Source organism: Alphaproteobacteria bacterium (assembly GCA_016722515.1).
Taxonomy (GTDB): domain Bacteria; phylum Pseudomonadota; class Alphaproteobacteria; order Rickettsiales; family JADKJE01; genus JADKJE01.
This window is the reverse complement of record JADKJE010000010.1, coordinates 25,166-43,657: the sequence shown is the minus strand read 5'-3', so window position 1 is coordinate 43,657 and position 18,492 is coordinate 25,166. Positions and strand designations below refer to the sequence as shown.

Genomic DNA, 18,492 nt, shown 5'->3' with positions numbered 1-18,492 from the left:
TGGGGATTCATGAAAAAATGTTTCATCAAAACATCATTATTATCGTTTGTATCAAGTTGCGTATTTGTTGCTTCCGCGCCAGCGTGGGCGGCGGAGACTTATAAGCTCGATCCCAACCATACCGCTGTGGTCTGGCACATTAGCCATTTCGGCTTTTCAAATCCATCGGGTAAATTTATGAATATCGTGGGTACGTTGGTACTAGACGAAAAGAAGCCCGAAAATAGCAAGATTGAAGTTGCTATTCCAACCGATGGTGGTGTTTCTGGTGTTCCTAAATTAGACGAGCATCTTAAAACCAAGGATTTTTTCAATGTAGAAAAATATCCTTCAGCTACCTATGTCAGCAACAGCGTTGAAATGACGGGTAAGGATACGGCTAAAGTTCATGGTAAGCTTACCTTGTTGGGCGTAACCAAGCCAGTGGTTCTGGATGTTAAACTGAACAAAATTGGCGATAATATGATGAAGAAAAAGACCGCTGGTTTTACGGCAACAGCTCAGATCAAACGCTCTGACTTTGGTATGACCACGTATCTTCCTGGCTTAGGCGATGATGTTACACTGAGCATCGAGACCGAAGCAACCATCAGTCAACCGTAAGCGCCCATGCTTGACGAAGACAGGAGGGGGCTATGTCCGGCTGGCTGGTTTTCCAGGAAAATCAGCCATTGCATGGGAGGATGAACATTCTGCTCTGTTTTTAGGACAAAACGCCCCCCATTAGAGTCGTTTAGGTTACGTATCATTAACCAAACTCCGTCATGCTGAAGAAACGGCATGATGAGACATTGTATGAGCCCAAATGAATTTTATTATCTAAATATCATCCTGACAATCTTGACGGTGCTGCCATTTATTTTGCGCAGGATGAAAAAAAGGCAAAAGAACAAACTCAGCGTCAAACTCTACGGTGCTTTTTTATTCGCACCTATCATGTCGGATCAAACAGGTGAGCTGGTTCAGCCGATTCGTTACACCGTCGTGAATGATTGCGGCAAATTGCTGATGCTTACGCATATCGAAATATGTGTGCAAAACGAAGTGGTCCAGGTGCAGGAAGTATTTGAGCAGATAGAAAAAGGCGGGTTGCCTTTTAAAGGTGAAATCTTGCTTAAGGATGTGCCTCAGCAGGGTTACCCAAGAATTGTGATGAAGATCTACCTGCACCGAGAAAAGAAGCCTATCATCAGGGATGTTTCATTAACCCAGATTCGCTGAGATTTTTAGAAAAGATAGACATTAGCGCGGGTAAAAATTGGTGATATTGGATAAGGCCGCGCGCGCAGTCCATGTGGGCTGTGCAACCTGGCAGTTAGGTGATGGCGTTGCTTTATCGACGTTGTGGTCATGGTTTGATTGTTCGGGCTTGCTAGCCGGAGTTAAATTAAGGGAGCGTTTTGAATGTGGATCATTAGTCAATTGGCGTGGTAAATCAGTAACATCCGCGGGTGCTCCGTTTTTTAACAGATGCCTGATTTGATGGCTAAACCCTTGTTGAAATGCATAACATAAAGGAGAGTTACCATAGAGATCATTGGTATGGATAGCCTTTTTCAAATCGGGAAGTTGTAGCAGCAAATCATATCGCTCACAGCCTAAGATCAAATGGATAGGTGCGTAATGGCTTTGTTTTTTCTCAAAAAGGACATTGGTCGTTTCAACAAGTCTAGGAAACTGATAGATGTTAACATGTTTAAAGGCGAAAAATAATACAGGTAAGCCTTGGTCATTGTGATGGTTAATATTGCCACCATTATCAAACCAGAAGTTATAGGATTCCGGTTGTTGGGCGATAAGTGCCCAATGTCCAGCTGAATTGCCCAGGCAATCGGTTTCATTAGGATCAACGTGTTCATCAAATAGTAAGGTCGCCATTTCGTCTACATCGCCCTTTGCTGCAGCGTGAATTAAGGCGTTTTCGTCGCCGACAAGTTCAGGGGTATCATCGTAATGATCGGCATGGATACTAGAAATGGATTGATAAAATTCGGATATTGATTTCATGTTATTTAATTAATTCCTGTATAATTTTGCATGTTTATTGAAATTTATCAGATAAATTATGATGTCAAAAAAGAGTCAAAATAGAGCTGAGGTTTTTTATATGAAGTTGAAAGAGTTGTCAATCAATATAATTTAAAATTGACTATTGAATGATCTTTAATTACTAATTTTTTTTAATGAGCACGTTCTAGGAGTGTTTTATTTTCTGAATCGCATTCTCCAGGCTCTGCAAGAAATGGGAGCGGTCTTGTTTGGAGAAGCTGGGGTTATAATTGGATATTTCGCCGGTTTCACGTAATTGACTATGAAGCGCCCGCATGGCAACGGCCGAGCCAATATTATTGGCCGTAAAAAGTTTGCCATTTGGATTAATGGCGGTAGCGCCATTATGCAGGCATCGTTGCGCCAGCAGGATATCGGCGGTGACAACGACATCATCGGCTTCAACGTGTTCGACGATCCAATTATCGGCAGCATCGAATGCGTGTTCCACAATAATCGAATGCACCATGGGGTCCCTGCTTGGTCGTACACCACCATTACTAACCATAAACACTTCCATTTTATGGCGGCTGGCCACCTGAATGGCTTCGTCCTTAACGGGGCAGGCATCGGCATCGACATAGAGTTTTAGCATAGGGAGCTTTGTAAGGTAAAATCCTAACTATAGTGGCATATTCGGCGATTCCAGGCAAGTCGCTCGGCTAAGTATTTCTATTTCGCATGTGAATTAAGTTGTTAAAACCAGATTTACCATTAAAATAAACAACTTACTTAACCATTTAAAGTTAAAGCCAGGAGGCTCCATGACGGATATCGTTGAAACAAAAGGCTGTAATGGAAATATTTTAAAAGACGGTGATTCTGTTTTTCCGATCAAAGATTTAAAGGTAAAGGGACGTTCCTCAGCGTTGAAAAAAGGAACTATCATCAAAAAAATCCGCCTCACGTCCGACCCTGACGAAATTGAATGTAATGCTCCCGCCATTAAGGGACTGGTGCTTAAAACCTGTTTTGTGAAAAAGGCCTAGCATGCAAGCGTTGATAATACAGCTTCAGGAAATGCTGGCTCATCAAAGTGAAGATATTTCACGTTTGAGCGATGAGCTGCACATCCAGCAAAAGGAAATTGCGAAGCTGACGATGAAGGTGATGCAATTACAGACCAAGCTGGATGCTGCCTTACAGGATCCAGCGCACGGGCCATCGGGAGAAAAAGAACCGCCGCCGCCGCATTATTAGCAGCGATGTTTTATATGACCTGGAGAGACTCCAGGGTGTGCCAAAAAATATTAAATGTAAAAATGGATGGGTAATATTTTTTAATATGAAATTTAATGGATATCGATTCTTTATATCATAAATTATTATTTTATTGATTTATAAAAAAGTTCCTATACATATTTGTCAACAGTAAGAGAGGTTGCTATGACAAAATATAGGCCTAATGGCAGGAACAGAGCGATTATTGCTCCTGAGACTGAAGCCGTCATTCATCATTTTTATCCCACATTGCATCTGGGATGTGCCCGCTATATCAAAGAGGGGATTGAAACACACTTAACGAAAGAACCATCTGTTTCATCGCTTTTGACCTATTCGTATACGGTAGATGCTACACCTGTGGATGAAATTGCCTCCAAGGTTGAGGGCGCACTCACCTTAAACCCTGGAAAACATTTATTTTTGCTTGAAGCACATTATGGCAAACTGGTGCTGGAGCAATTAAAGCCATTTTTGGAAAAGGAATCGAACCGCTTTACGGTGGTATGGATGGGAAATTTTAATAAGAATTGGCAGTTCAGTAGTGAGGCCAAGCAGCAAGTGCCAATGGGGGGTGATATGAATATTGACATGATGTGCTTAACTGATTATCAATCACTTTCACACCGCGATAAATTGCGTGCTGATGTGTTAAATGGGGAGAATGCCGCGTGTCCAACTGCAGGCAAACTAATTGGCCAGAATATAGCCAGGGCTTGCGTGGATAAATGGTATGATCTAAGCCAATATTTATTTTAGAGTCTGCCTGGTTTTTTATGCGCTCTTTCCAGCTTAGATAAGCCTCTCCCTCTCTTTTTTTATCCAATCGTTCATCCATTTTGTCGAGCAATAATTGTGTGATATCGGTGCGTAATTTGCTTTTTTCAAACAAGCGCATATGCATGGGGGGCTGGTAAGAAGAGGGCTGGTCCATGATGTTTGTAGGTGTATCCAGTACATATTTAGCCAGATCTGCATTTTGGGGGGGGATAAGTGAGGGTGTGTTTGATGGGCGTTTGGGTGGTGATGGTTAGTGCCAGGAGTCATGGCGCACAGCAAGGATTTGTTAATATCATCATTCCGAAATAGAGCGTCAATAGAGCGTCTTCATAGGTCAGGATCGGTTTGGCTAACCAGCTCTTCGAGTATGTTACAAAATTGATCTCATTTCGTATGTTCAAAGAGTAGCGTTAATGATTTGAATGCCTGCCTGGAATTGCCGGTGTTGATGGCGGATTTTAACTCATATGCATAGGGATCTAAATCATAGTATCACCCTTTTTTACGTGTGGGCACAGGGGTGGGGTGATCCATCTCTTCGGTAATGATTAAGCTACCAAGGGCTCCTACCGCTCCACCTATGGCCGCTCCCATGACCAAGCCAGGAAATTCTGCTGCAATGCCAATGGCGGCACCTACAGCAACACCGGCTGATGCAGCTGATGCAATGGCCCCAATTGCACCATGCTCATAGGGGTGATCGGTGTTATTTTCAGTTCTTACTTTGTTAATTTTCGTCATAACAACTCCTGAAATGAGGATTCATGTTTAATACCAAACATGCGTTATGTTGCGTAAGGATGCGATGCGAAAATGCTCTCTTTGTGTAAGGGGTGCGTAATGGCATTACCCAGGGTTCATAACGGAAGTAAAGCTCAGTCGTTAGGTGTGTTTCTATGCGTGTATTAAAGCACTATTCTATAGGGTTATTGCGCGTAAAGCGGGTTTGTGTTCGCCACTATTTTCGATGCTTCAAAATCAATTAGGGATTATGCACGCGTTATCCTTCGCTCTCACGGCTATGATCATTTTATTAACCAGTATCGGAATCAATTTTTATGGTTATAAAAAAAATAGGTTGGTGCGAACCAACCGTGAAGATAGATGTGTCATTTTACAGCTCCACATTCTGCGCATAATTTGGCATTAGGTGTACGCAACGGCTTACCACACGATTTGCAAGGCTCTCCATATCCCGAAATTCTATGATGTATGATTGCGTTCTGATGACAATTAATCATTCCAGTTTTCTGCTGATACCAGTCACGCAGAGGCTTAAATAATGTATCAATAGGCGATTCAGCTAGGGGTGTTCTATTCTCTTGGCGGAATTTTTTTACATTTTTCGTGCACATACTATAAATATGAGATGCTTCTGCATACTCTGTTTCATCAAGCATTGGAACGACGCCCTGACAGCGCCAACACCACATTTTCTTCATAAATTAATATCCTGATTTTCTATCCCGGTCAGCGTCTAGAAAACCAATCCAATGTGGAGCGGAATTAAAACGTTATACTCGGATGATGGAATATATCATAAATTCGTAGTTTGTCGGAAACTCTGACACGCTGCTTCATAACCAAGCGTATGAGCCTTTTTAAAAAAGCTTCTTAATAGCAGTAGCATATTACTAACCCCATGAATCGAGAGCTTAGACCACAATAATGCTCGTTGACGGATAGCCAATCTTATCACAATCTTTTTGCAAATCATCCAGTGATAAATCGTCATTCAGCATATCAATTGCCCACGTCCTTTGCCATCGACAATATTCTAAAAAAGAATTCCTATGGCGGATAATGTAGAAAGCTGTTTTAATATTTAAATTAAATGGTACAGTCTACCAAGAATGCGAGAATTCAACGATGCCGGTTTGCGGCTTTATGAAGCCGGAAAAGTGGGAAAATTAAGAGGAGTATTAAATAATGAAAATATGGACGGTTACATGTTGTTTGGTGATGTTTTTTTCCAGTTTCTCTTCTGCGTGGAGCCAGGAGCGAGATTCTAATCTTATACGGACTAAGTTGCCTAAAATTCCCCAAAGTATGATCCATTTTGATAACAGGATTGTCTATGCCAATCTAACTCCATACGGCTATACTCAAATACAAGAAACATGTGAGGACAAGAACGTGTGGTATTTATATGGCAATCTGCCCAAACGAACCTATCCTAGCAATGCCAAGAGTTATGGCAAACCACAATTTATGAAAGGAGTCTCCGGTGATTCATATGTTGCCGATGAGGCTATCACACAAGAATGCAAAAAGACTTCGGAGTGGAAACAACTTCACAAAGATGATCAAGGTACAGTTACCTGGCTTGATACCAATAGTCCCGAAAAGAAAGATAACGCATTAAAAGCTATTGTTAAAATGGATTATGCCGAGCGGAGTTATGATCCTCCGTATAATGCACCTTACATACAAAAAATCTCAACGTACATGTTCTATTGTGAAGCTCAAAACTACATGATAATCAACGGATATGATGTGGATAAAGATCAGTTCGTCACGGACGGGTATTTTCCTCTTAAGCCAGAAATGGCGCCTATTTCAGAAGCATTAGATGCAGAGAAAGAAGTATTTAAGTATGTTTGTGGGCAAAGATAATTGAGAGATGACCAATAGATTTCTATGGAAGGAATTATGGATATTGACACTTTAAATCCAGAAATAATAAAAGAACTCAATGTTGCTTTTAACGAAGCTAAACTCCTGGGAGCGGAATTAGATACAGCGCGACGCATGGTAGCAATAACCTTCTCTTTGATAATGGTTGATGAAGAAGGTCATGTGCCTGATGATACAAGGATACAGGTTATATTGTATCCGGTGGGTCAACTATGTGCATCATTGAGAAATGGTGAGTGGAATGATCCTGATGCACAAATCGTCCCTTTCCAACCCGAACAATTGCTAGATATTATTATTAGTTTTGGTGGATTGCATATCTATGGTTGGGATTTTTTTGATTGTGAGGAGAATGAGGAATTAATATGGAAAGATAAAATATCTATGAATTATGAAAACGGGACTGATGGCAAAACACACACGCTTCATATTTTTCAGCATGGCCCCGGTAGAACACTTGATATGCATATATCCTTTGATAATATAAAATTTTTTACGCCTGACTATAGTGAAATACCAATCACTGAAGTGGCCAAAACAGGCCGCAGGGGATGGGATGCCTTATATAGCGGGAATAAAAATGTACAAAATCATTATCAGATATTCCCGATAAATAAGTCATAGAAATAAGAATCTTAACAAGTGAATCATTCGGATAAAATTAGCATGCAGACAATCGTTGAGATGACATTTGGATCCTATCTCTATGGTACACAAACGCCTGCTTCGGATCTCGATATTAAGGCCATTTATATCCCTAATGCCAGGGATATTCTCTTGCAACGAATTCAACCTGTAGTCTCCTATAAACGTCCTAAAATGCAAGGTGAGAAAAACACCTCTGAAGACATAGATAACGAGGCATACAGCATAGCGAAGTTTCTTGAGTTGTTGGCAGAAGGACAAACCGTTGCATTAGACATGCTCTTCGCTCCCCAACAAGCGATGAGAGAAAAGCCCCATCCGCTTTGGAATGACATACAAATTCTGGCTCCAAAATTATTTACCAAACAAGCCGCTTCTTTTGTGCGTTATTGTAAACAACAAGCCAATAAATACGGTATAAAGGGTTCTCGTGTTGCTGCTGCAAGAGCAGCTTTAGACTTTCTCATCACCGCAGAAATAAACCACGGCCCTTCCGCTAAACTAGAACGTGTTAAAAAGGAACTTAATCTTTTAGTACATCAAAGTGAATTTCTGATCTTAGGCGAAATAATAGAAACAAGCGGGAACCGGGTGCAGTACTTTGAAATATGTGGAAAGAAGGCTTTATTTAGCAACTCCATCAAATCAGCTCGAGCCACAGCACAAAAACTGATGGATGAATATGGCCAACGCGCGCTATCAGCTGAGAGGAACCAAGGAGTGGATTGGAAAGCATTATCGCATGCAGTGCGTATAGGCCACCAGGCACTAGAATTTCTTACCACACAATTCATTACCTTCCCACGGCCAGAAGCTAATCATTTGGTAGATATTAAGTTGGGAAGACTTCCGTTTCAACAGGTGAGTGAAGAAATTGAAACATTGCTGGTTGAAGTGGAGACTGCCATGGTCTATTCACCGCTACCTGATTCATTTGATCAACGGCTTATCGATGGTTTTATTGAAGCACTGTACCGTAAAATAATAAACGAGGATAAGAATTGATGCTGCCAAAATTTCCTATATCTGATGAAAAGAAAAATTATATTCGCCACAAAATAAGTGAAATAGAACGGAACCACCATGTTCAAGTGCTCCTGGCAATTGAGTCAGGTAGTCGCGCTTGGGGCTTTCCATCTTTGGATAGTGATTATGATGTGCGCTTTATTTACGTACGTACCAAAAATAATTATCTGTCAGTGAATGAATGGCGTGATGTTATTGAAACACCTAGTTATCATGATCAAACTCTGGATTCATTATATGACATGAATGGATGGGACATACGGAAAGCGCTGCAATTGGCGCTTAAGTCCAATCCGGTTTTAGTAGAATGGCTAGTATCACCGATCACGTACCAGAAACACTCTCTTAGTGTGGAAAAGTTGCTGGATTTTGTTCAGCAAGCATCCAACACCAATACACTTTGTTACCATTATGACCGTCAAGCACGCCGCGCCTGGGAACAAATGGAACAGATGGGAAATCAAGTTAGAGTCAAAACCTATTGTTATGCATTGCGTCCAGCATTGGTGACGCAGTGGATTTTACAGCATAATAGCCTCCCTCCCATGGATATGACTTCTTTATGTGAAGGAGTCGTGAAGGATAATCAATTATATAAAGAAATTGCACGATTAATCGAGGGTAAAGCCCAATCGCAGGAAGGGGATTTTATGCCAAGAAACCGGATCATAGATGATTATATTAGCTCAATTCTACAGCACAAAGCGGAACATCCTAAAATGATTGCTAAGAATGAAACTATTGCCGCGGCAGCCGACAACTTGTTCCGTGAGATACTAGAAAATATTTCCTGAGCCATAATCATGATCCTGAGAGACAAACCCATGCGCCATATTTTACCCCTATTCATTTTTCTTAGCTTCATGCTATGTTTACTGCCTTCTTCTGCTAAAGCCCTTTGGATACAGGGGGATAATTATTGCAGACTACAAGTGAAACAATATCTGCCCGAAGCGAAGGCTGGGAACCCTGCCGATCAATTAATGGTTGGTGAATTGTTGATTTATCCGATATCGGTTGGCGGTTGTCAATGGGAACCTAAGGAAGATAAAAGCCGAACGAAAGAAGGGATCGGCTGGTATTTAAAAGCGGCGAACCAAGGGTTCACGACTGCTATGATTGAGCTGGGCGACATCTATGCAGACGCCCATCTACCATTCCTTCATCAGGATTTTACTCTTTCCAGTCAGTGGTATAAAAAAGCCGCTGATCTTAATGACTCAAGAGGGCAATATAAATATGCGATGTTTTTGCTAGAAGGGGTTGGAACGCAGCAAGCTAATGATTCAGCCGTTCAATTATTAAGATTATCTTCGTTTAACGGCAATATCAATGCTCAAAATAAGCTGGCTGAATTCTATTATGAAGGCGATAATGTGATTCAAGATAAAGAGCGCGCCCTTAAATTATGGAAAATAGCGGCACGCCATTGCAGTGTTAGTGCGGCTGACAATTTAATCAGAATAAAAGAAATACCGCTTACAGAGGAAGGAAAAGTAATCATCAGGCCGTATTTATCAGAATTTTATAGAGATAACTCACCGGCGCTTGCAGGATGTTCTTCTGCACAGTCAGATATTGCTGGTTGCTACGAAGAAAAGAACCGTTGTGCGGATATTTCACCTAACGAAGACAAAGCGCGCGAATGGCGTTTGCGTGCTGCAGAAAGTGGTGACTGGGTGCGTCAAAAGGATCTCTTTGAACAATTCCTTAAGCCGGATTCAAAGGATAAGGAGTCTGACAATAAAATAAGTGCTTGTTATTTTGGCACGTTAATAGAGGTAACGAATCCCATAGCTTTTAAACCTGATAAATACAGCCTATACAGAAAAAAAGAGGATGAGAAATATTGGAATGGCCTGCGTAATGACTCAAAGGAACGGCTTGCCACGCTTAAGGCCACGATGAATCCAGATGAGTTAAAAGCCTGTAGCGATAAAATAGATGCGTGGAGCCAGTTGCACCCGGAAGTCTCTGAAGATGAATTACGGTCTCTGGTGTTTTGATAATCAAAATCTGCGGGGAAAGCGCGCTTGATTGAGCGGAGCAAGATTAAATTGTTTTGTGGATGCATTCCAAACGAGAGGGATATCACAACTGATAGCAGAAGCTCGATCAACAAATATTTCCTGCCCGCAATAATGACCGCCAACCTTTATCCACACAGTCGCTTTTGATTCCAGTTTTTCAATAGTTATTCCAAAAACAGTCTTATCAAATGCTTTTATCACGCCACGGGGTGTATTCGCGAAAATGATGACACCCGTTCCGCCATTACCATGCCGATAGGAAGCGCCTGCTTCACATGGAATATAGGCATCTTCTAAAATAAAATCATCAACACCATCACCATTTAAATCAACGCGCTTAACATAATCATACTTAGATTCTGTTTGCTGAGAGGTGGATTTTTCTAAACGGCATCCTTCTTCTAGGCTTTTAATCTCTGCGATCACGGCATCAGGAATATGTGCTTCTTTTGCAGCACGTGCGCTAGCCCCATTCGGACTAAGAGCGAGAGATATGAATATAAAAAGGAGTGATACTTTTTTCATCGACCTATACCTAACATGAGAGCTAAACAAATATAGATAATACGACTCAATACGTTTTAAACAAACTGTCCTATCCGGCATTTTTATCTGACTGATCAACCTGGCGAGATAAGATTGTGAATTCCGGTTCCACATATGAAATAACATCGATAGTATGATTGAGGCAATTAATGCCCCAATGTTTTAAGGGGCCAGGATGTGCGTCGCATGCAATCGTGGCTTTTTGAGCATAATCTAAGAAATGTGATTTTGAGTATAAGCAAAGCAATCTGCCTTCCCATTTCTCTGTCTCATCGTTGCAAGAAAATGATTCATTTCTAACAGAATAAATCACATAGGAGGGCCATATTATTTCAAATAAAGAACATGTCGAATCGGATGCAATAGCTCCTACTTCACTCATGACATCCTTGCCCAGTTTTAAATCTTTCGCATTTGCTCTTACCAGGGTGGCTTCTTCGAAAACAATGCGTAAACAATTATCCCGAGGCTCAGATAGACTGCGAAGATAGAGATGTTTACATGCATTAATCTTGTCTTGCAATTTCATCATGCTAATAACCTTATTATTCGAAAATGTGACCGATGAAAGAAACTTCACAACTAATCCTCCGCAACTTCCCAATCCGAGAGCGTGGTTTTGCCTGTTTTGTTGAAACAATCGTTATTGAGCCTTTTGATCTGCCTTCTTGGGATCTTTGATGACCCCTGAACAAAATCGTCGTTCCTGATTAATTTTCATCAAACCAACTTTGATCTTTTCAGTAAGCAGAGGATAGTTAGGTAACAGTTTTGACTTTATTTCGGAGAACTTGTCTTTAATTTCCATATTGCAGGTATATGGCTCGAAGAGTTTTCCATTCATAAAATCTCCTCCTGTAATTGTAACACTAAGATCGCCGAGATAGGTTACTTCTCCTGGTTTAACCGTGAAATGAACAAGGCTGCCCTCATTCTTAACAGCATCCCATTTTCCACCTATAACCCGATAGATCGCTGAGCCCACGGGGACCTCTAAACGATACAATGTATACGTCCCAGGAGCTAATTTTAAAATGTTCAGTTCCTCAACAACCTTTCCATTAAACAGGCCTGATTTTCGACTAGTGAAGTTCTTTGGAGTATGAAGACGTTTTCCGGTAACCTGTGCCCATGAAGTCATGGCCGTATGATGAATGGTTGTTAGTGCATTGAAATTAGTTACCTCCGTTCTGAAGACCACTATCGATTCTTCCGGAGTGGGATTCATGTCTGAAGTGAGACGTTCTTTAATAAGTGTTTCAGAGCAGCTACCCAACAAAAGAGTCAATAACAAAAGGCAGAACATTTTCGTGATACGCATAACAACTAACACCTAATAGAGTAAAAGGCGGATAGTACTCCTAAAAAATTAAATTGAAAGTCCCGTAAAGCGACATTAGCCGACAAGGCAACTCGTCCTTGCCAAGATAATTCAGTAGAAACCCTTTTATAAGTATCAACCTCTATCCAATAACATTCCCGCGTTGAGCCATTGGGCAATCTAAATTGAACTTGCCCCCCCATGTTTAATAAATGGGCTCTTCGTGCTGCTTCGATGACTTCTGGGATTGCACTCAATCGGCCAAGCATATTCATTGCCACTTAAAGAGGCTTTCTGCAGTAGCATTAGCGGTAATAATGATTCAGCTTTTGTCATGTTATTTAAAATTATAGCTAACGAACCGGATTAAGTTGAGTGTTGAAGAATTCCCACTTCCAGTTAAGATGATTGGGACTAATTTTTTTCGATTCTCTCAATACGTGTATGGTTATAACTCGCTCTTGCCTTATTCGGCTTCATATGATGGTCCTTGAGCGATAAATTATTCTAAAAAATTCGGGCAGTATATACCCTCTCTGGTGTAGGGTATAAGAGAGGTAAAGATTAATAATTCTTTAATTTTGTCTCTGTAGTGTTGGCAACGCAATTATTGTGAGTTTACAGTTGCATTGAAATATGGGCAGAAAAACTATGAAGTTATTTTATCAGTTAATGATGATTGTCGCTGTGTGTGCAAGCTCTTATCTTGCGCGGGCTAGTGAGAACTGCTCTACGGAAGAGGTTGATTTATCAGAATATAATTCTGCCGACGAAATCAGGAACGTGTTGCTTAAAATTATTCCTCCTGGCAGTCAATCTATCTGTGTGGATGGAGTACAAGAAAAAATTCGAATGCACCGAGCAGGAAATCGGATTGGGAAGAAACTTATATTTGAAGTTGCAAGCCCACCTGATGTTACTGATGATATGAAGAATCGTATAACCCGTCTTTATTATCGTCAGGGATTAATATCTGGTAAGCAATATTGGATTGATGTGATCTATCAAGGAAATAATAAGAATGTAATTTATAGAGTTGATGATATCCAGGTAAGGGAAATTCCAGATAAAGACAAAGAATTTGCCGCAGAGCTCGCAGGAAATGAATTGCCGTGCTCTGAGAAATTAATTGACCCATCACAGTATACTTCGGCAGCAGACATGAGAACGGTGCTGCTTAAAGCTTTTCCCGTTAATAGCTCGCCACGATGTATTGATCGTGCAATGGATAAATGGAAGGCCAAGAAAGTGCCCATTATTGAACCCGAATCGGTTATTAGTAATCTCAGTGACCAGCACAAATCGCGTTTTTTATTCAGTTTTGGATTCCAGAACAAAAAAGAATATTGGATTGATGTGATCTGGAAATTAAAGGAAAAAAAAATACTCTACTGCTTAGAGGATATTCAAGTAATGAATGTTGCTGAAGCAGAAAAGCAATTAGAGCAGAAGCGGTTTTCTGAGGCTCCTGAATTTCAATTTAACGCATACAAAAATGATCAAGAAGCATTATCGAAGTTATTAAAATTACATCCGTTATTGAGCCGGGCAAACCTGATTCATTATACACTTATTAAAGCTGGTGCTACCATGAAGGGTATTAGATATCCTTATATAGTTTCTGCCAATAATAACTATAAATCATCGGATGATGAACCGAAACATGTTATGTATTATGAAGTTAAGAAAAGACCATGGTTCTTTAGCGATACGATTGAGGTAGAAGTATTTCGTGTGATCGAGCACGGTGTTGTCACGAATAAAATTAGAGACATAAAATTAAAAACAATACCCTATGTTTGGTTCTATATTTGATAAGGAAATGTTATGGTCACGCCTAAAATAGAAATGGGAGTAAAAGAAATAGATGGGAATACGGGGCTCTATCATGCTTTCGTTGTGATGACATTAAGCGATGGTAGTCAGTATATTTTACGTGGAGGCCCCAAAGATGGTCATTCATTTACAGATGATTTTTATGCTGTAGGTGCGGATCAGCTCACTGAATACTCAGAGCAAACAAAAAACATAACCTATGATTGGGATTATCGGAGAGATAATATACCTAGTAATGATGGAAATAATGGAGATTTAAAATTTTATTATCAGGAACAAGTGCATGGAACCGATGCCGAGATGAGGGCTATTTTCGCTAAAATGCAGGCAGTTGGCAGTCTGCTGAATAGATCGGATATGGATTATGAACATCTTCAACAAAATTCAAATACTTTTATTGCATATGCTTTCAGTGCGGCCGGCATAAAACCAATTATTCCGCTAAAAGAAAATGGAGACACAATATCACTTACTGGCTTTGGTGGCGTATTCCAAAGTGGGCATAATTTCCAAAACATGGAACAATTTATTAGTGACAGATTTGCTTCAACGGTAAGCCAATTTGATTCGTTGGGTGCAAAATTGAGCAATTCCTTACCTGGATTGCTTGCTGATTTAAATTACCTTGCTCATGCTGCATACGCCGCGTTCACAAACGGTTATAGTGGCAACCTGTCTCCCATCGTTTTAGACCTCGATCATGACGGCTTCGAACTAACAACTACTGATAGCGGTACTTTCTTCGACCTTAACAACGACGGCTTTGCCGAACGCGCAGGCTGGGTTAACACGGATGATAGCCTATTGGTTCACGACTTAAATGGAAATGGTGCGATCGATAATCAACATGAATTATTTGGTACCGATAGTGTTTCTACGGCATATGAAAAACTCAGCACACTGGACACGAATGCTGACGGAAAGATAGGCAGCAATGATGTTGGATTTGGCGATTTGCGCGTATGGCGAGATTTAAACCATGATGGATATACCCAAGAGGGGGAATTATTTACCCTCCCTGAAGTTGGTGTTTCAGCACTGTCACTGAGCAAAACAAATTCAGGGGCAAATATTGCAGGAAACACCTTAGATTGGCAAGCAACCTGGTATACGAATGATGCTAATGGTAATGCAACTGTCGCGGGTGGAAGTTTTGGAGATGTGTTTTTTGCCACGAATCAAGCGAATAGCAAGTATGTAGGCGATGATACTAATTTAGCTCAGATTGTCAGCTATGATTCCATGGTATTACCATGGTCACGCGGTTATGGGACCGTTAAGTCTTTTCAATTAGAAGCAACCGAACATAGTGAAGTACTTGCAAAACTTCAAGCGGTTGCCGATTTAGGAATTTCTGATCTTTCCCAAGCCAATCATACCATCAGTGATTTTCTTTATGAATGGGCGGGTGTCAGTACCGTTTCCAGGGAGGGCGGAACGGAATATTATAATCCTCAAGAGATGGCGTTTCTTGAGAAAATTTTTAATTATGATTACACCGTTCCCAGCGGCAACGGTGTTGGCGAACAATTCCCTATTGGTAAAGATGCAACGGCAGCAATCTCAGACAGCGAAGCAATGGTTTGGATGATGTTGAAAACGCGATTGATGGTGCAAGGTCCTCTTCACGATGTTTTTGATCATGCAGCCTATGATATTGGTACTGATAAAATAGAGTTTCACGACACGTTGACAAACGTCCTGGCCACTGCAATATCATTAGCTCCAGAAGATGCCCAAGAAAAGCAAGTTTATTGGCAAGAGATTGGACAAGTTTTGGTCGTCAATGCCGATGAATTTGGCGGAGATGTCTCGGCCATCAAATCTCAGCTCAATACTGCCGCCGGTACAACGATCCATGTTTTAGAAAACTGGATTCTAGGCAAGGAATCGGCGGATAATTTTATTGCGTCTCAATATGCCGATAGTATAGAAGCTGGCAGCGGTAACGATACCATTAGAAGCGGTGGTGGAGATGATAGCATGTTGGGGCAATCAGGTAATGATTCCTTATATGGTGGTGTGGGTGATGATACTCTAGTAGGCGGCCTTGGTAATGATACATTGCTGGGAGAGCAGGGCAACGATACCTTCTTATATGCTATCGGCGACGGTGCCGAGCGAATTTTGGATGATGGCGGTTCTTATAATAGCTCCGATAAACTCATCATATCGGGGTATAATTACAGTTCAGCAACCTTTAGCCGCGTTGCTAACACCACTGATTTTAAAATTAGCTTTAATGGCAGCAGCACCGACTATATCATCGTTCAACGTGGGATAGAAAATGGCTATGCCACCTTTGAATCCGTTCAATTTGCAGATGGAATAACCAGGGATACTAACCAGATTCGCGCAGACATCTTTGCTGGTCAAAGCACGGAAGGCAACGATACTATTGATGGTTGGAGTTGGACAGAAAATAATATCATTGGCAAAGGCGGAAACGACGGACTAACTGGTTCTGTGTTAAACGATACGTTAAGTGGCGATGCCGGTAATGATACGTTAAATGGCTACAGTGGCAATGATGATCTGACCGGCGGAACAGGCAATGATTCTCTCATGGGTGGAGCTGGGCAGGATACCTACCATTATGCCATAGGCGATGGTGCGGACACGATTTATGATGGCGGTAACCTGAACGAAGCCGATAATCTGATTATCACCGGTTATGATATGAGCGCTGCGATTTTTAGCCGGGTTGGGAATACTAATGATATCAAAATCAATTTTGTCGGTAGCAGCACCGATTCGATTCTCATCACGGATGGATTTGAAAATGGCAATGATACGTTTGAAACTATCAGCTTTGCCAATGGGGGTTCAAAAAATGTAGCTGATTTACGAATTGAAGTGATCTCAAATCAGGCAACGGCGGGTAACGATACCATTGTGGGTTGGGGATCATGGTCAAATACCGTCGATGGTTTGGCGGGTAATGATTCGCTTACTGGCGGTAGCTCCGGTGATATTCTTTCTGGTGGAGTAGGGAACGACACAGTTAAAGGAGATTATGGTAATGACACGATAGCCGGTAACGCTGGCAATGACTCGATGGTGGGTGGTGTTGGCAACGATACCTTTGTTTATACAACGGGTGATGGAGCGGATACGATTAATGATAATGGAGGTGTAAACCAAACGGATACACTGCAAATCAGCGGCTATGACCTGGCATCGACGATATTTACCCGTGTGAATAATACCTCAGACTTCAAACTGACCTTCGTTGGCACCACCACGGATAGTATCACCATTAAAAACGGATTGGAGGATAACGCCAGTACCTTTGAGCTTGTGACCTTCGCAAATGGTGATACCAGAACCTTAAGCCAGATACGTGATGAGGTGATGACTAAGCAAATAACGACAGGCAACGACACAATAACAGGTTGGCTCAATGTTGCTAACACCATTCATGGTGATGCCGGGAATGATTCATTATACGGTGGTCTTCAGGCCGATACACTGAGTGGGGATGCTGGTAATGATACGTTAATGGGTGATGGCGGCAATGACAGTTTGATTGGTGGGTTAGGCAGCGATTCATTGAAAGGAGGCGATGGCGATGATTATTATTCGTATCACTCTGGCGATGGCGCGGATACGGTATTTGAATCGGCTTCAACCAATGGTAATGATACGTTACACATAGACGGTTATGATCTGAACTCAGCTGTGTTTAGCCGCGTGGGCAACAGTACCGATTTCAAGATTACCTTTAATGGAAGCGCCACTGATTCTATTACCATTCAATATGGATTAGACCCGGTTACCAACACGCTAGAAACCGTTAATTTTGCTAGCGGTGGCAGCAAAACGGTCGCTGAATTGCGGGTTGATGTCTTAAATAACCAATGTACTACTGGCAATGATACGATTGTTGGCTGGACGTTCCAGGCCAATACCATTTCAGGCAATTCCGGGAATGATTCCATTACCAGCTCTGGTTATGCTGACAGCTTAAGTGGCGATGCCGGTAACGATACTATTTTGGGTGGCGGCGGTAACGATACGATAACAGGTGGAACAGGAAACGATTCATTAACGGGTGATTCAGGCAATGATATTATCAATGGCAGTGTTGGTGTTGATACACTCACCGGTGGTGCAGGAAATGATATCTTTACATTTTCGAGCCTGACCGATAGCGTGCATACGGGTAATGGCTATGATTACATCAAAGATTTCGTGGATGGCGCTGATAAAATCAGCCTCGCAGGGCTTGGATTCAATCATATCACAACCAACAGCACCACAACCGATGGCGAGCTGCGTTTGATATTTGATAGCGTAGCAAATAAGACGTTTATTCACTCGGATCAGAATGGTTTTGAAGTTTCATTGCTTGGGGACTGCAGGGCTGTCATGAGTGATACGGATTTTATTTTTAGTTAG

General features: G+C 41.4%; 19 protein-coding genes. 12 read left to right on the top strand and 7 right to left on the bottom strand.

The features are described from left to right. Nucleotides 1–9 precede the first annotated feature (9 nt). Together IPP74_14175 and IPP74_14170 are read left to right on the top strand one after the other, a co-directional pair. The gene (locus IPP74_14175) at nt 10–603 is read left to right on the top strand and encodes a YceI family protein (protein MBL0320417.1); all 594 of its coding nucleotides are present in this window, start codon (nt 10–12) and stop codon (nt 601–603) included. Between the two features lie 192 nt (nt 604–795). Next, nucleotides 796–1,221, top strand: a complete 426-nt coding sequence (locus IPP74_14170; GenBank protein ID MBL0320416.1) for a hypothetical protein — start codon at nt 796–798, stop codon at nt 1,219–1,221. A gap of 21 nt (nt 1,222–1,242) precedes the next feature. Here the strand turns inward: IPP74_14170 and IPP74_14165 are convergent, their stop codons facing one another. Next, complete coding sequence (locus IPP74_14165; GenBank protein ID MBL0320415.1) at nt 1,243–2,007, bottom strand: hypothetical protein; 765 nt, start codon at nt 2,005–2,007, stop codon at nt 1,243–1,245. 187 nt (nt 2,008–2,194) lie between these two features. After that, nucleotides 2,195–2,644, bottom strand: coding sequence for a YaiI/YqxD family protein (locus IPP74_14160; GenBank protein MBL0320414.1), 450 nt, complete (start codon nt 2,642–2,644; stop codon nt 2,195–2,197). A 169-nt stretch (nt 2,645–2,813) separates the two neighbouring features. Between IPP74_14160 and IPP74_14155 the strand changes: the two genes are divergently transcribed. The 3 genes from IPP74_14155 to IPP74_14145 all read left to right on the top strand — a co-directional run bounded on the left by IPP74_14155 (nt 2,814) and on the right by IPP74_14145 (nt 4,029). Then, complete coding sequence (locus IPP74_14155; protein MBL0320413.1) at nt 2,814–3,038, top strand: alkylphosphonate utilization protein; 225 nt, start codon at nt 2,814–2,816, stop codon at nt 3,036–3,038. A 1-nt stretch (nt 3,039) separates the two neighbouring features. After that, nucleotides 3,040–3,249, top strand: a complete 210-nt coding sequence (locus tag IPP74_14150; GenBank protein ID MBL0320412.1) for a SlyX family protein — start codon at nt 3,040–3,042, stop codon at nt 3,247–3,249. Between the two features lie 186 nt (nt 3,250–3,435). Continuing rightward, entirely contained in the window at nt 3,436–4,029 is a 594-nt protein-coding gene (locus tag IPP74_14145; GenBank protein ID MBL0320411.1) for a hypothetical protein, read from the top strand. Between the two features lie 513 nt (nt 4,030–4,542). Here the strand turns inward: IPP74_14145 and IPP74_14140 are convergent. Continuing rightward, the gene (locus IPP74_14140) at nt 4,543–4,791 is read right to left on the bottom strand and encodes a hypothetical protein (GenBank protein MBL0320410.1); all 249 of its coding nucleotides are present in this window, start codon (nt 4,789–4,791) and stop codon (nt 4,543–4,545) included. 368 nt (nt 4,792–5,159) lie between these two features. Next, entirely contained in the window at nt 5,160–5,492 is a 333-nt protein-coding gene (locus IPP74_14135) for a hypothetical protein (GenBank protein ID MBL0320409.1), read from the bottom strand. Nucleotides 5,493–5,979: 487 nt separating this feature from the next. Here IPP74_14135 and IPP74_14130 point away from each other — a divergent pair, with 487 nt between their 5' ends. From IPP74_14130 to IPP74_14110, 5 genes are all read left to right on the top strand, one after another. After that, on the top strand, nt 5,980–6,666 hold the full coding sequence (locus tag IPP74_14130; protein ID MBL0320408.1) for a hypothetical protein: 687 nt from the start codon (nt 5,980–5,982) through the stop codon (nt 6,664–6,666). A 36-nt stretch (nt 6,667–6,702) separates the two neighbouring features. Further along, on the top strand, nt 6,703–7,311 hold the full coding sequence (locus IPP74_14125) for a hypothetical protein (GenBank protein ID MBL0320407.1): 609 nt from the start codon (nt 6,703–6,705) through the stop codon (nt 7,309–7,311). Nucleotides 7,312–7,353: 42 nt separating this feature from the next. Continuing rightward, the gene (locus IPP74_14120; GenBank protein ID MBL0320406.1) at nt 7,354–8,337 is read left to right on the top strand and encodes a nucleotidyltransferase domain-containing protein; all 984 of its coding nucleotides are present in this window, start codon (nt 7,354–7,356) and stop codon (nt 8,335–8,337) included. Continuing rightward, complete coding sequence (locus IPP74_14115; protein ID MBL0320405.1) at nt 8,337–9,152, top strand: nucleotidyltransferase domain-containing protein; 816 nt, start codon at nt 8,337–8,339, stop codon at nt 9,150–9,152. The genes IPP74_14120 and IPP74_14115 overlap by 1 nt, the downstream gene beginning before the upstream one ends. Nucleotides 9,153–9,290: 138 nt before the next feature. Next, entirely contained in the window at nt 9,291–10,364 is a 1,074-nt protein-coding gene (locus IPP74_14110; protein MBL0320404.1) for a sel1 repeat family protein, read from the top strand. Nucleotides 10,365–10,367: 3 nt separating this feature from the next. Here IPP74_14110 and IPP74_14105 read toward each other — a convergent pair whose 3' ends face one another. From IPP74_14105 to IPP74_14095, 3 genes are all read right to left on the bottom strand, one after another. Further along, nucleotides 10,368–10,913 (bottom strand): hypothetical protein, encoded by a 546-nt coding sequence (locus IPP74_14105; GenBank protein MBL0320403.1) that lies wholly within the window; start codon nt 10,911–10,913, stop codon nt 10,368–10,370. A 70-nt stretch (nt 10,914–10,983) separates the two neighbouring features. After that, nucleotides 10,984–11,466 (bottom strand): hypothetical protein, encoded by a 483-nt coding sequence (locus tag IPP74_14100; protein ID MBL0320402.1) that lies wholly within the window; start codon nt 11,464–11,466, stop codon nt 10,984–10,986. Between the two features lie 111 nt (nt 11,467–11,577). Beyond that, nucleotides 11,578–12,255 (bottom strand): hypothetical protein, encoded by a 678-nt coding sequence (locus tag IPP74_14095; protein ID MBL0320401.1) that lies wholly within the window; start codon nt 12,253–12,255, stop codon nt 11,578–11,580. A 651-nt stretch (nt 12,256–12,906) separates the two neighbouring features. Here IPP74_14095 and IPP74_14090 point away from each other — a divergent pair. Further along, a complete protein-coding gene (locus IPP74_14090; GenBank protein ID MBL0320400.1) occupies nt 12,907–14,070 on the top strand; it encodes a hypothetical protein in 1,164 nt (387 codons plus the stop codon). A gap of 12 nt (nt 14,071–14,082) precedes the next feature. Then, a complete protein-coding gene (locus IPP74_14085) occupies nt 14,083–18,492 on the top strand; it encodes a calcium-binding protein (protein ID MBL0320399.1) in 4,410 nt (1,469 codons plus the stop codon).